Genomic DNA, 15,816 nt, shown 5'->3' with positions numbered 1-15,816 from the left:
TGGCCTATGGACAACCCCATAGGCAACCGCCCCCTGATGTTGCGCTACGTCCTGCTGGCCATCGGCTGGCTCAGCGTCGCATTGGGGGTGATCGGCATCTTCCTGCCGGTCCTGCCCACCACCCCTTTCCTTTTGCTCGCCGCGGCCTGCTTCGCGCGCAGCTCTCCGCGCTTCTATCGCTGGCTGGTCGAACACCCACGCCTGGGGCCATGGATTCGCGACTACCTCGAAGGCAACGGCATCCCGCTCAAAGGCAAGGTCTACGCGATCGGGCTGATGTGGCTGAGCATTCTGTTCTCGTGTTATCTGGTGCCGCTGGTTTGGGCGCGGGGGTTCATGCTGACCAGCGCGGTGTTGGTGACGGTTTATATCTTGCGGCAGAAGACCAGGGGCGAATGATTATTACTGGTCAGCTGATAGTGCCGGGGGCGTTCCTGCTCGGTACCACATGGTAAACATCATCAGCGGCTATGAAGCTCACGTGCAGTATTACGGCAAGTATCACGGCGTCGGGATCAGATGAAGCCATTTTCAGTGGGAACAAAAAGTGTCTCGCCGATCACTAGACACTTTTCGATAAACGAGATGGTAATTACCAGTTGTACCTTACCCCGACATTCCCTCCCCACGGCTGTTCGATATGCTCGCCATTGGAATAGTCCAGATCAACATGCACCTGCCACTTGTCCGACATCGCCACCGCCACCCCCGCACCAAACTCCGCACGCGAACCAGACAGATCGTTGTTGAACACATTGCTGTTGACCTTCACCTCGTTGTTCGAAGCGAACTCATGAGCAATGGCCGCTCGCACGTACGGCCGGGCAACGCCTCTGCCGACGCTGAATTCGCGACCCAACGTGGCACCGGCCTTCGCCAGCAGCGAACGCGTGCGATCGCCATCGGCGTCCATCTCGTTGCCCAGTGTGTAGCGCTTGCCCTGGATCTGCACGGCCGACAACTGGGTGAACGGTTCTACGAAGTAGTCGTTGGCCAGTTGGATATGCCGGCCGAACTCTGCAGATGCGCCCAGCCCCCAGTTGTCGTAATCGCCCTTGGTCCGCGAGCCATCGCTAAGATTGACCTTGGACTCGTTGCGAAAGCGGTTGAACTTGAGCACGCCGTCGAAGTAGTAACCGGTGTCGCTGTCTAGCCAAGTCACATAGGGCCCGACGTAGTAGCTTTTTACTGCGCCTGAGGTGCCACTATTCAGATCCAGGTCGGACTCACTTGTACCGGCAAGTATCCCGAGGAGCACCTGGCTTTCTCCCAGACGCGCGTCGGCGCCCAGCGACAAGCCCTTTTGCGTTTGCTGATACCCGACACCTGAACCATCGGCAACGTTGTACTTGTTGCCGTAGGTGCGGATCCAACCACCGGCTTGACCCCCGTTGAAACGCAACTCACCCATGCGGCTGCGCAACGAAGACAGCTCGCCATACCAGACAGTCGGTGCGGTATTGAACAAAGCCAGCACCGAGCGCGCGCCGGGGCTGATGACCTCAGTGGTCGGATCGAGAAACCACTCCTTTGCTCCTCCCTCGATTTCCCGGCTGGCCAGACCGTAAGACCAGGTACCGACGTCAACCCTCTGCTCGCCGGCCAGAGCAAAATTCGCAGCGTCGGTGGTGCCGGTACGTACCAGCGTCAACTGCTGTGGCGAGGCCGCATCCAGACCAGAGGCCGCGACAGCCAGGGCGAAGTCGCCCGAGGAAGCGCCGGCGACATTGAGAAAGTCATGCTCGCCGCTGGCGAAATCGCCCTTCATCACAAATGTCCCGTTGCCGGAGAGCGTGCCGACATTCAACTGGTGATACGTAGCGGGGGCACCAGGAGCGCCAAAGCTGACAGTGCCACCGTTCATGCCCAGTGCACCGATCGAATCGTTGCCGATAAGCGTCCAGTTGGCGTTGCTGTTGATCTGCACGCTGTCGACAGCGTCGAGGCGACCCGTCAATTGAGCATAGTTTTGCAGCGTGACGTTGGCGGTAGAATTGCCATCGACCAGCACGTCCCCCGTTATCTCGCCTTGGTCGAAAAGAAGATTGGCCGTGCTGTTATCCGCCACATGGACGTTTCCATTCAGGGTGCTGTTGGCCACGCTCAGGGTCGCGATCGATGTCCCTTGAACATCCAATAATCTGCCGTTGCCAGCAATAAGGCTGGACCCGTTGAGAACGTTTATCGTGGCCTCAGTACCACGATCCACCAGAATCGCAGAACCACCGATACCTTCCACCGTGGAATTATCCAGCGAAAGGGTACGGCTTCCCACATTGAGGGCGTCATTGACCATCCGCACCCCTGTCGCCTGGCCGGTGATGGTCGTACGCGCGGAAGCACTCACTTCTCCACCGAGGATATTCACACCAATGCCATCGCTGGCCGCGCCCATGACTTGCGTATTGGTCAATGACAGGGAGCTCAGGCCCGTGACCTGCGAACCGATCAGTTGTCCACTGATCTGGCTGTTGGACACCGTCACGGTGGATCCACCCGCGGTGACACTGGAGCGATTGACCGCCAGCCCGATTTCATCGCTGGTCACCGTCGTTCGATCAATGCTTGCTCCACTACTGGTGACTGTTACGCCATCGCCACCGTTGTTGCCGACGACTGTGGCGCCATTGATGCTCAGCAATGAACCGGACTGCGCCGTGATCGATCGGGTACTGGCATCGGAGGCATTGAGCACGCCATTATTGCGCACCAGATAATCCGTAGACGCCGTCGATGCATCGATATTCAGCGTGGTGTTATCAACGATAGTTGCCGAATGGGCAAAGTCAGTGAAAAAAAAAACGGCCGGCAAGCAAAGCATTATTCCCGACCGCGCAGGAACAACGCGAACGTGTGATACATCCAAAATTTTCATGATTGATTCACCTCGAAATAATTACTGGCCCGAGCAGCTCAATAGCATCTGACGGGAGCGGACAATAGCCTGCCCTCCCCATAAAAAGCTGTAGGAATAGTCCTCTAGGCGTACAGAAACTTCCTACGACTTGGTAGTCCTTTAAAGAAAAGGGAGGCTTGAATGCCTCCCTGACTTCAACGATCAGATATCACAGACTGACCCGTCGCCTTTTTTCATGTGTACCCTGACCAAGTGTCGCTGAGCACTTACCGGGCGCCCGTCAATGATTGCCGAGTAAGTGATATCGCCCCACGCACTCTCCGTTGCCAATATTTTCTGATAGGGAATTTTCACGACAAACCCGGCAGTCGCTTCCTGCAGCGTTGGCGTGTAAGTTACTTTTTCTTCAGTACCGTCTTTTTTTGCAGTGCCCTCCGCATTGGTATACCCCTGGTAGACAAACTCCAGAGTTTGATCGGCTAACTGCGGCTCGCCACCGGAAACCAGTACTTCTGCACATCTAATCAGAACCGGGTCCGGGCGCAGTGAGCCACAGTTGAACCAGTCAGTGAAGTCCGGATCCAGATGCTGAAACTTGATTTCAGGAACCACACCCGGTCGAATGAGCGCGTCGACATTCCGCGGCCGTGAGTGCACTTCGTTATCATTGATGTCAGGGTTGGTGATTTTGTAGGTGACCGGCAGCGGATTACCATTGCCACCCGCGTCTGCGACTTCCCAGAGCACACTGAACGACAAGTTTCCGGTTTCCGTTCCGTTCAATACCTTTACACCACCTTGCGCGGCAGTAACCTCAACGCCTTTCCATATGAGTGTCATAACATCCTTGTCTTTGACACCGCCGAAAACCGGAACAGTTACAGTTATAGCCTGGTCTTTGTCTTCTTCCCGCAGAGTATTCGCAGTAGTCGTGACCGCACCTTGCACAGTCACCAACGCCAGGTTGGGATCCGGATTCTCGCCGCCGTCGCCATCTCCGGGCCGCCGCAGGTCAACGTCCACGTCTTTTGAAGGTGGCGTTGTGCCAAGTGGATAGCGCAGGTTATGGCGTTTGATCCGATAACTTACGGCTACCTTTTTTTCATCGAGGTTGCCGTTGAACACATCCCGATAAGGAATGTTCACGTAGAACGGAAACGCATTGATCTTCTGCGCCGGTTGCACGACCCCGTCGAAAGTCACTTCCAACTCGTCGACATCCATCAGATAGTTTGTATATTCAGCCAGAATACCGACCCCCAGAGGGGCCTGGGCATCAGCCAGATCTACCAGTTTGGGGTCGGCATCGTCATCAAACAAAGGGATACTGGGTGCTATAAGCCCTTCCGGAGGATCGGTCAGCGAGACATTGAGTTCCGTGTAGTAATGTGGTGTGTTTCGGTTACCTTTACGGTCGCTGAGGTAATAAAAAATGGATCTTAAACCTTCCTCGGTACCGACCAGTGCGGGGGTCAATTCAAACGTTATCGGAGCTGCCGGGTCAGTTATGGTCATTGTTCCGATGATCGTCGGAATTGGCAAACTCGACCCGAAGAGACACTCAACGATGTCACCGAGCTTCTTGCTTCCATAGTTTGGAACGGTAACCAATACGAACCCGTTATCGTCGAGGTATTTTTTGGTAATGCCGTCTCTCTCCACCTCAGGAGGAACAGTTGCCTTGCCGAAAGCTATTGGTGCTGTTGCATCAATGTTGATTGCGAGTGGCGTTACTTCCGATGGGTTACCGCCAAAATTCAACACATAACTCAACTCATGAGGTCCTGAGGATGATGTGTAGCCTTCCGGTAAAACCAGATCAAACACCGTAGTACCTGAATCAACCGGAGTTGTGAAACGGACTCGCGTAGAAGGTATGCTTGTGCCATCCCACATAAGTTCAAGAAATCCTTGAACACCATTTGGATCATCCGCTTCGGCAAATCGCGGGATCTGCACTTTCAGCGGAAATCCTTGAAAGCGTGAGTGCAGTTGGTTTGGAGCATCATCCGCTTCATCAGGGAGTAGCGGATTATCCGGATGAAGTTCCGGGGGTAATGCCGCAGCCTTCGGGCTGCGAAAACGAACACCAAAGAAACGTTCGCGGTTCTGCGCCGGTGTCAACGAGTGAATACTGGTCATCTTTTGTTATCCTCTGAGCAACTTCTTTTGACTGGCACAGGGCGAACAGCTTCCTTGCCAGAGTTTTTACACAATGACTGCATGGGTGAAAAAAATTCGAATAAAGCCTTTGATTAACTTCGACCGAGCCGCGTCAATACACTTGGAAACTACACCTCACACAGGTCGTTATCCGGACCGCAAACTTCGCCACTCGGCCACGTTCGATTGATAATGACAAACTCCGGCTTTGAGTTGCCTATGCCACCGTTGGCTTTTTTCAGGTGATAACTGCACAGCGCCGAGCCGTTGTTTACCATGGGCGCAATCAGACGCTCGTAGTCACTGACATGCACATCAAAACCTTCCCGAGCCTGCTCGGCGGTCAGCGTTGTTTTGAATGTTTCGTCCGTTCCTTCAATCGGATCGGTTCCATTCAGACCGGCACATCCTAGCCAGGACAATTCGACGATATCGTCTTTATCAAAGGCATCATTGCCGGCGACATGTACGAAGACACCTTCCCATAATCTGGGCTTGCTGCAGCAGTGGAGTACGCCATCACGGTTGGCATGAGGAAATGTAGGCTCCGGCAAGTTCTCGATCACGATGATCGCAACATCAACGGCCGTCACTTGCGCCTGCTGCAGGTTCACGCCATTACTGGTGATATACCAGGTCGGCAGCGACGGATTCACTTTGTCCTGTTCGATCGCCCCCCAAGGAACACTGAAAATGATCGGCTTGCCCGCGACATCGCCGGTTACCACTTCATATTCGGCGACGGGCGTGATTATCGTGCCCCAATACAGGAAAAGCTTTTCACCCGGTTGTGGATTGTCATAAAGCGCCAAGCGCGCCTCGGCCGGCTCACCGAAATCGACGGTTGACAGCTTGTTGGGTTGCTTTGATATGGCACCGTAAACTTCCAGCTTGGCCAACGTGGAATTCAATAGTGCCGGGGCGTTGGCATGATCCTGCCCAGCGATTGTCAGATTCACCATCACCCGCGTATCGGCTGATGGCAAAGTCGGCGTACCGCCGCGCTGTATGCGGTAGCTCACGCGAATGTTCAGTGGCCCTAGTCCGTCTGCTGTCAGGGTCATCCAGGGCACGACAGCCACTTGCGGGAACTTGGCGGGATCGACGTCGAGCGGAGTGAGTTCGTGACCGTTCCAGTTAATCAACACCTTGTCGGTCGGATCCGGATTTTCATACATATCTATTTCGACGGTAACAGCCCGCTGGCTTACTGCGCCTTCACGGGCATGTTGCCGGTCGATGAGACCACGCGCTGACAACGGCACCTTCGGCGGTTTGAGTTTGCCCGGGGCAGGATTCAGATCGACGAAAGCCGGCAGCAACGTTGAGCGCGGCCCGCGATTTCCAGACCAGTCACGGAGCCGGTAGTAGATGAAGCGCTGCCCAGGACCGCTGTCACGAATATCTGCCTCAGTCATGGCGATGATCAGACGTTTATCGTCGATGTCCTCCTGACTGAACTCCTGCTCAGCTATTTCGATTTCCGAATCCAGGGGATCCGGGTGGTCCGTCCAGTAATAAATCGCACGATCCTTGGCCCGGGCATCGACATACAGCGGTACCTGAAACCGTACTTCGCCATGCTGCGAGAGGTAGTCGTCAGTGATGTCGCCCGCCAGATCCAGCAGAATCAGAGGGTCAGGTTCCTGATTGTCATTCGGCGGAGATCTGTCGACTGTGACTCGCTTGATCTCTGAGTCCATCGGATTGCCGCCGTAGCTGACTCTGTACGACAGGGAATAAGTGCCGTGATCGAAGTTCAAATTCTCCCTTGGGACAATCAGCGTCTTCTCTCCGGGATCGTCGAAAGATTCACGGTAGACTTCCGTGAACGCACCGCCTCGTGCTGCCCAACTGATGATAACGATGAAGGGAATGGGATCTTCGAAGGGAGCGCTCCAATCCGGGATGACGACGGTGAGGTCTTCGGCCAAAGCGGAACGCGGCAACAGCCCTTCGGGACTTTCCTTGCCTTCTGCATCCTTGAGGATGGCAGGCACTTGAGGTATCTCAAGCAGGTCATCATCCGTGTATTCAGAGCGTTGCATTGAACGAACTCCCTCGCCTCATCCCAAGCAGAACATGCACAAATCACCAGGTGTGATGGGTCGCTGCTTGAGTTGATTTAACGACGTTGAATACCTCCTGCCTACTGTCAGAAATTACAGGTATTGCTACCGCTTGTCGGAAGGCAATTTGCATGGGGGGGGCTAGATAATATGGGGTCGGGGCAGCGCGACGGGATTATGCGCTGTCCAAGCCGCCCCCCTTCGCGAGCAGGCTCGCTCCCGCAGTTTCACCGCGCTCCCTGCTCGCGAAGACTGACTTAGAGACAACACGTTTCTGCAGACGGACAAAACCCACCGTCCCGAATCAACCGGGGCGGCGGGTTTTGTTGTTTCAGACCTCAGATCAGACCGTATCCACCTTCAACGAATGATCATTGAGCATGCCGCTGATGATCGTCGCCGTGTCGTGGCCGCTGGCAATCATGCCGCCTGCGCCCGGGGTCACGCCGTAGTGGCTGGCGAGGTTGACGCCGGCAAGGTCGATGGTCTGGTTCGGCGCGGCGCCAGCCATGGCGCTGACGTCAATGCTGGTCATCACCGAGGCGCCGCTGCCGCTGACGGTGAAGTGCAAATAGTCGTCCAGCGACGCGGTACTGGCGTTTTCGCCTTGCAGCAGTTGCGACAGATCGAGCCTGTCGGTACCGGGGGTGAAGTCGGTGATCAGGTCGTGGCCGCTGTTGCCCTTGAGCCACTGGAAGGTGTCCGCCCCTGCCCCGCCTGTCAGCGTATTGTTGCCCATGCCACCAATCAGCAAGTCATCGCCAGCACCGCCATTGAGGAAGTCGTTGCCGAGGCCGCCGTTGATCACGTTGTTGTTGCCGTCGCCGGTGAGGCTGTCGTTGAAGTTCGAGCCGAGCAGATTTTCGATGCCGGTCAGCGTGTCAGTACCCGCGCCCAGGGTGTTCTGCGCACCGAGCAGGCCGAGGTTGACGGTGACGGCGGCTGTGGCGTGGGCGTAGCTGGCGGTGTCGCTGCCAGTGCCGCCGTCGAGCAGGTCATTGCCGGCGCCGCTGTAGAGCAAATCGTTGCCGGCGCCGCCGTGCATTTCGTTGTTGCCGGAGCCTGCGCTGAGCACGTCGTTGCCGTCGCCGGCGTTGATCACGTTGTTGCCGCTGCCCGCTACCAGCACATCGTCGCCAGCGGTGCCGGTGAGGGTGTGGCCATCCTGATAGCTGATGCTGAGGTTGGCCGTGTCGCTGCCGCCGTGGTTGTCGTTGGCGGTGTAGGTGCCGTGGTAGTCCGGCGTGATGTCGTGCGCCCCGGCGTAGTTGAGGGTCATGGTCAGCTGGTAGCTTTCCGCCACATTCGGGTTGCCGTTGCCGGTAGCGTTGGCAATGTTGGTGATGTGGATCTGGTAGACGCCGTCGGCCGATGCGGTAAGCGTTTGCCCGTCCGCCAGCGCGGTCCAGGCGCCGCCGTTGAGCGAGTACTCCATGCCGACATGACCGGCGGCGAGGTTGTGATCCAGATTGAGGGTTTCACCCTGACGCAGGTTGACGGTGATGCGGTCCTCGTCATTGGCATTGCTGTTGCTAACCGCGCCGAGGTAGCCGCTGACCACCAGCACGGCGGTCATGGTCGCGGCATTGGCGCTGAAGGCGCTGCGCACGTTGGCCAGGTTCTGGTTGGCGGCGCTGTTGCTCTGCCCGGTGAAGCCGATCAGACCGGTGCCGGTGAAGTCCGCCGCTTTCGACACCCAACCGGTGTTGAAACTGGTGGGTGTGGCGTTGAGCGCATCGCCGTTCGGATCGGTGTCATTGGCAAGCAGCAGCTCACCCGGCACCACGATGTTGCCCGACAGCACGTTGGTGATGACGTGATCGTCCATCGCCACTGGCGGCGCGTTGGGGATCACTTTCACGGTCAGCGTGGAGCTGGCCAGATCGCCGTCGTTGTCGCTGACGGTGAAGCCGATGTTTTCGGTGATCACCACGGCGGTGGTTTTCTGCGAGGTGTAGCTGTATTCGCCGGTGTCGAGGTTGACCACCAGCGTGCCGCTGTTGTTGGTGGCGATGCTGACGCTGTTGTTCGCTGTGTTGAAGGTGCCGTGGTTGGCACCGCCGCTCGCGGTCAACGCGCCCTGGCCGCTGAGGGCTTTCGGGTCGTAGGTGTAGGTGGTGCCGTCGACCACGATTGACTTGATGAAACCGCCATCGGCACCGAACGAACCGCCCTCGCCCAGCAACGAACCGGTAACCGGCGCGCCCTGCACAGTGCCGGACAATACCGAGTTGAGCTGATTGAGATCGGTGACCACTACCGCATTGGTGTTGGTGTGGTTGATGCCGTCGTAGGCCAGCGGATCGAGGTTGGCGTTGCTCACGCCACTGCCCAGACCGATTGCATAGTTCTTGATGTTGTTGGCGTCGAGGAAGTTTTTCAGCGCGGCTTCGTCAGCCGTGCCGATGTCGCCCTCGTTGGGCTTGCCGTCGGAGAAGAAGTAGCCGACGTTCTGCGCCCCGGTGAGTTTGCCCGAGGTGTTGAACGCGGTCTGCATCACCGCCACGGCGGCGTCGTAGTTGGTGCCGCCGCCGGCGTTGAGGCCGGCGAGCAGGGTCTTGGCGGTGGCGACGTCGACCCACACGGTGGTGCGGTCGGCGGCATTGCTGCTGAACGTCACCAACTGCACTTTCACATCGCCCAGATCATCGTACTTGTCGAGCAAGGCGCCAATGGCCTGCTTGGCCAGTGCCAGCCGCGACAGGCCCGGCACGCCAGAGGCATCAGCCATACTGCCGGAGATGTCGAGGACGATGAGGATGTTGGAATCGATCTCCACTGCGGTTACCGAGCGATCCGAGGCAACAGCTTTCGGCACGTCGTCAACAATGTTCACCACGAGGGTACTGGTGGTGCTGTTGCCCAGCGCATCGGTGGCTTTGTAGGTGAACGTTTCGCTAAGGGTATTCGGCCCGTCGTTGGCATTCGGTGCGGTTTTCGGCGCTGAGGTCAGCGTGTAGGTGTAGGTGCCGTCAGCGTTGAGCTGCAGTTGTCCGTAACTGCCGGTGGCGTTGCCGACCAGGGTGTACGTGATCGCGCCGCTGCCGCCACTGACCGAACCGACCAGCGTGCCGCTGGCGGTTTCGCTGGTGTTGCCCGGTTCGCTGCCGGTGACTGTGCCGGGAGCCAGGTCGGCGCCATCCTTGCTCAAATCGAGGGCTTTTTCGTAGACCGTGACATCCTGATCGACCGAAGCGACCAGTTTGCTGTCGGCGACATTTATGGTCAGCGTCGTGGTGCTTTCATCGCCATCGCTGTCGCGGATGGTGTAGGTAAACGTGTCGGTCGCGCCCGGCGGGCTCACCGAGTTCGGATTGCTGTGATAAACCGCGTTGCCCGCCGCGTCGAGCGTCAGGTAGCCGTAGTTGCCGTTGATGTTGCTATTGAGCCCGCCGCTGGCCGACGTCGCGGTGTTGCTGCCAGCGCGCACGCCGACCACCGTGGCGACGCCGTCGGCACCGCTGAGGTCATTGCCGAGCACGCTGACATTGACCGTGCCGCCCTCGGCCACCGAGCCGGTATCGGCATGGGCAGTCGGCAAATCGTCTACGATGTTGACGTTGATCTGACCGCTGGCGGTGCTGCCGTCAGTGTCGGTGGCGACCACAGCAAAGCTCTCGCTGAGGCTGTTGGCACCGCTGGCGTTCGGATGAACTTCATTGTCGACCAATGTGTAGCTGTAGCTGACCACGCCGGTGGCCGGGTCGTAACCGGTGACGGTGAAGGTGCTGCCCAGCGGCGAGACCACCGACTGCGGCAAACCGGCGGCGACGCCATTGCTGATCACGGCAATGCCGCCGACCGTCAGGGTTTGCAGGCCATCAAGAGCGGTCACGGTGAAGCTGCCGCTCTGGGTCAGCGCCGAGGTGTTGGGGTTGCTGCCGTCGCTGAGGTTTTTCTCGTAGACGGTGATTTCGCCGCCCTTCACATCAAGGCCATCGAGGCACACCGGATCGTCGTTGTTATGGACGTTCAGCACCAGGTTGGCCGTGCTGGTGTCGCCGTCGGCATCGGTGAGGGTGTAGGTGAAGGTTTCCGTGCCGTTGCCGCCGCCGTGGAGGTTTTTGAAGTCGGCGTCGTTGGCGTCCAGCGTGTAGGTGTAAGTGCCGTTCGCGTTGAGCACCAGCGTGCCGTAAGTGCCGGTGAACGTACCGGCGGTGACCGGGCCACTGGCGACGCGGTCGGCGCCTTGCACATCGTTGTCGAGGACGTTGCCGCTCAGGGTCAACCGGGCTTCTGTTGCGCTGTCGGCATTGCTGTCATTCAGCGCCTTCGGCACGTCATCGACGATGCTCACCACGATCGTGCTGGTGACGACATTGCCCAGCGAATCGGTGGCCTGATAGGTGAAAGTTTCGCTCAGGCTGTTGGCGCCATCGTCGGCGTGCGGCGTGGTGGTCGCTGGCGAAGTGAGCGTGTAGGTGTAGGTGCCATTGGCGTTGAGGACGATCTGCCCGTAGTTGCCGGTAGCACTGCCAATCAGCGCATAACTGATCGCGCCGACCGCGCCGGTGACCGAACCGACCAGGGTGCCGGAAGCGGTTTCGCCAGTGCTGTTCGGATCGCTGCCGACCACACTGCCCGCCGCCAGATCCTGGCCGTCCTTGTTCAGGTCGAGGGCTTTTTCGTAAACGGTGACATCGGTGTCGCTGACCGCTTTCAAGCAGCTGTTGTAGACATCGATGGTGATGGTCGTGGTGCTTTCATCACCGTCGGAATCGCGCACGGTGTAGGTGAACACATCTACCGCGCCCGGGCCGTTCACCATATTGGGGTTGCTGTGATAAACGGCGTTGCCGTTGGCATCAAGCGTGAGGTAGCCATAGGTGCCGTTGATCTGCGAATTTAGCCCGCCGATGGCCGAGGTCGAAGTGTCGGCACCCGCGCGCACGCCGACCACTGCACCGCTGACCGCCGGGCCGTCAGCGCCGCCGATATCGTTATCCAGCACATTGCCGCTGACGGTGCCGCCCTCCGCTACCGAAGCCGCGTCCGCATGCGCAGTCGGCAAATCATCGACGATGTTGACGTTGATCTGGCCGCTGGCGGTGCTGCCATCGGTGTCAGTCGCGACGACGTCGAAGTTCTCGGTGAGGCTGTTGGCGCCGCTGGCAGTCGGGTGGGCTTCGTTGTCGGCCAGGGTGTAGCTGTAGCTGACCACGCCGGTTGCCGGGTCATAACCGGTAATGGTCAAAGTGCTGCCCAGCGGGGTGATCACCGATTGCGGGAAACCCGCAGCCACGCCGTTAGTGATCACGGCGATACCACCGACCGTGAGGGTCTGCAGACCATCGAGAGCGCTGACGGTGAACGTGCCGCTCTGGGTCAGCGCGGGCGTGTTGGGGCTGGTGCCGTCGCTGAGATTTTTTTCGTAGACGGTTAGCTCGCCACCGTTGACGTCGAGACCGTTGAGCAGCACCGGATCATCGTTGTTGTGAATTTGCAGAACGAGGTTGGCGCTGCTGGTATCGCCGTCGGCGTCAGTGATGGTGTAGGCGAAGGTTTCGGTGCCGTTGCCGCCACCAGTCAAGGCTTTGAAATCGGCATCGCTGGTATTGAGCGTGTAGGTGTAAGTGCCGTCGGCGTTCAGAACCAAGGTGCCGTAAGTACCGGTGAACGTGCCGGGTGTGACTGGACCGGTGGGTACGCGGTCGGCGCCTTGCACGTCGTTGGTCAGGACGTTGCCGGTCAGGGTCAGTTGGCTTTCCGAGGCGGTACCGTTGCTGTCGTCGTTGGCTTTCGGCAGGTCATCGACGATGTTCACGTCGAGGGTACCGGTGGCGGTGGTGCCGTTGTCATCCACGACCGTGACCGCGAACTGCTCAAGCAGATTGTTGGCACCGTTGGCATTCGGATGCGCTTCGTTGTCAGCCAGGGTGTAGCTGTAACTGACCACGCCGGTTCCAGCGTTGAAACCAGTAATCGTCAACGTGCTGCCCAGTGGCGTGGTGATCGATTGCGGGAAACCTGCGGCGACGCCATTGGTCACCACGGCGATGCCGCCGACTGTCAGCGTGGTCACGCCGTCCAGCGCGGTGATGGTGAACGTGCCGTTTTGCGTCAGTGCGCCAGCATCCGGGGCGCTGCCGTCGCAGAGGTTTTTTTCGTAAACCGTGAGCTCGCCACCGGCGACGTTCAGGCCGTCGATGATGACTGGATCGTCGTTGTTGTGGATCTGCAGAATGAGGTTGGCAGTGCTGGTATCACCGTCGGCATCGGTGACGGTATAGGCGAAGGTTTCAGTGCCGTTACCGCCGCCGGTCAAGGCTTTGAAATCGGCATCGCTGGTATTCAGGGTGTAGGTGTAGGTGCCGTCGGCGTTCAGAACCAACGTACCGAAAGTACCAGTAAAAGTGCCCGGCGTGACTGGACCTGTTGGTACGCGGTCGGCGCCTTGCACGTCGTTGGTCAGGACGTTGCCGGTCAGGGTCAGCTGGCTTTCTGACGCGGTACCGTTGCTGTCATCGTTGGCTTTCGGCAGGTCGTCGACGATGTTGACGTCGAGGGTGCCGGTGGCCGTCGTGCCGTTGTCATCGACTACCGTGACTGCGAATTGCTCAGGCAGATTATTCGCGCCGTTGGCGTTCGGGTGCGCTTCGTTATCGGTCAGGGTATAGCTGTAACTGACCACGCCGGTCGACGCGTTGAAACCGGTGATAGTGAGCGTACTGCCCAGGGGCGTGGTGATCGATTGCGGGAAACCTGCGGCGAAGCCGTTGGTGACCACGGCGATGCCGCCGACGGTCAGCGTGGTGACACCGTCCAGTGCAGTGATGGTGAACGTGCCGTTTTGGGTGAGCGCGCCAGCGTCCGGGGCGCTGCCGTCAGTGAGGTTTTTCTCGTAAACCGTCAACTCGCCACCGGCGACGTTCAGGCCGTCGATGATGACTGGATCGTCATTGTTGTGGATCTGCAAAACCAGATTGGCGCTGCTGCTATCGCCGTCGGCATCGGTGATGGTGTAGGCGAAGGTCTCTGTGCCGTTGCCGCCACCGGTCAAGGCTTTGAAATCGGCATCGCTGGTGTTCAGGGTGTAGGTGTAGGTGCCGTCGGCGTTCAGAACCAAGGTGCCGTAAGTACCGGTAAATGTGCCAGGCGTAACCGGGCCGGTAGGTACACGGTCGGCACCTTGCACGTCGTTGGTAAGCACGTTTCCGGTGAGGGTCAGCAAGGTTTCCGAGGCAATGCCGTTGGCGTCGTCAAACGCTTTGGGCACGTCGTCGGTGATATTCACGTCCAGCGTGCCAGTGGCGCTGTCGCCATTGCCGTCGGTGGCGATCACGGTGAACTGTTCGCTGAGGTTGTTCACGCCATCGCCGGCCGCGTGGGTCTCGTTGCCGTTGAGGGTGTAGCTGTAGCTGACCGTGCCAGTGGCCGCGTTGTAACCGGTGATGGTCAGGGTGTTGCCCAGTTGTGTGGTGATCGACTGGGGAAAGCCGATCGGCACGCCGCCAACAATCACGTTGATGCCGCCGATGCTCAGGCTGTTCAAGCCATCCGCTGCCGAGACGGTGAAGCTGCCGCTCTGAGTCAGAGCGCCCGGATTGGCCGCTGTACCGTCAGGCAGATTGGCTTCATTGAGGTTCAGCTCGCCGCCCGCAGCATCGAGACCGTTGAGGATGACCGGGTTGTTCACCGGTGGCGGTGGCACCACGACCGGCGCCGGCGTGTCGTCGCCATTGTCGTTGTCGGCGTCGCGACGATACTCGGGAAATTCGGGAATGCCGTTGAAGCCGGCGGTGGGGAAACCGATGATCGGATCAACTCGGCCGCCGACTTCGGTGAGCAGAACGAAGCTGTGCCCGCCGCCCAGTTCCCCGGTATTGCCAGTGGGCGCGTTGGGGCCGGCAGCGGTGGCTTCAGCAGTTTTGCTCGGGTCTTCACCGGCGGCGATGGCTTTCTGGATCTGCTCGACGTCGGTCAGCTGTGCCTGGCTCGGGGTCTGCGCTTCGTCGACATTCACCGGCACCGCCTGGTCGGCCAGCAGTTGGCCGGTCATGGTAATGCTGCTGCCGCGGCCGAGGGTCAATTCCTCGCCGTTTTGCAGCTTCACCGCCACCGCGCCTTCCGCGCCAGTGATCAGTTGATCGCCGGCGTACAAACGATCGCCTTCGAATAGCGGGCGTTTGATGCCATCGCTCGCTTGGGCGAACACCTGACCAATGACTTTTGTGACCGTACCGATGAGCGTTGCCATGTGAAATCCTCCGCTGCCGACCACCGTCGGCACAGGTTCGCGAAGCAGCCCATGGCTCAATCGGGTTGCCGGGGGCGACGCTCGCACCCTCGACAGTTCGTTTCGCAGGCCTCATTGGAAAAGAATTGTCAGCGCCATCAAGCACTTGCCAACCCTGTTCAATCCATCGACCCACTAGCGCTACGTAACGGTGGTGAATCACCCGAGTGACAAAAAAATGTCGCTCGTTTGCCGCTACGCGTCCCTCCCCTTCAGCAGTACTTCGCAGTGTCTCGCAAAGTGAATGGAACTTTCCTCAAGCCTTTTCGAGCTCCCTAAAGCGCATAAAACAAAGGCTTTCGAGCTGAACAATGTGCTGCTTTTGAAAAACCGCATAAGTTTTTTTTGGAATAAGCCTTATGAAAATTTTTTCTTAGCTACGCTCTAGGATGTTCTTAGCTCTGTTGTTACAAGAGTGAAACGCTTACACCCTAAAATTACGTCAAATATTTGGCGACGGTAACACAACATTGAGATCCAGGGAGATGCAC

General features: G+C 58.5%; 5 protein-coding genes. 1 reads left to right on the top strand and 4 read right to left on the bottom strand.

All coding sequences use genetic code 11. From position 1 onward, the window contains the following. Nucleotides 1–6 precede the first annotated feature (6 nt). Nucleotides 7–399, top strand: coding sequence for a YbaN family protein (locus AC4IHP_RS04290; RefSeq protein ID WP_460125116.1), 393 nt, complete (start codon nucleotides 7–9; stop codon nucleotides 397–399). Nucleotides 400–592: 193 nt separating this feature from the next. On the opposite strand, the gene AC4IHP_RS04285 is transcribed toward AC4IHP_RS04290, so the two are convergent. From AC4IHP_RS04285 to AC4IHP_RS04270, 4 genes are all read right to left on the bottom strand, one after another. Then, nucleotides 593–2,875 carry an autotransporter outer membrane beta-barrel domain-containing protein gene (locus AC4IHP_RS04285; RefSeq protein WP_490830954.1) on the bottom strand — a complete coding sequence of 761 codons (2,283 nt, stop codon included), beginning with the start codon at nucleotides 2,873–2,875 and terminating at the stop codon, nucleotides 593–595. Nucleotides 2,876–3,058: 183 nt separating this feature from the next. After that, entirely contained in the window at nucleotides 3,059–4,999 is a 1,941-nt protein-coding gene (locus tag AC4IHP_RS04280) for a hypothetical protein (RefSeq protein WP_490830953.1), read from the bottom strand. Between the two features lie 149 nt (nucleotides 5,000–5,148). Next, on the bottom strand, nucleotides 5,149–7,068 hold the full coding sequence (locus tag AC4IHP_RS04275; protein ID WP_490830952.1) for a hypothetical protein: 1,920 nt from the start codon (nucleotides 7,066–7,068) through the stop codon (nucleotides 5,149–5,151). A 364-nt stretch (nucleotides 7,069–7,432) separates the two neighbouring features. Further along, nucleotides 7,433–15,286 carry a retention module-containing protein gene (locus tag AC4IHP_RS04270; protein ID WP_490830951.1) on the bottom strand — a complete coding sequence of 2,618 codons (7,854 nt, stop codon included), beginning with the start codon at nucleotides 15,284–15,286 and terminating at the stop codon, nucleotides 7,433–7,435. Nucleotides 15,287–15,816: the final 530 nt, after the last annotated feature.

It is taken from the genome of Pseudomonas sp. UF-293 (assembly GCF_058245595.1).
This window is presented reverse-complemented; position numbering and strand designations above follow the sequence as displayed.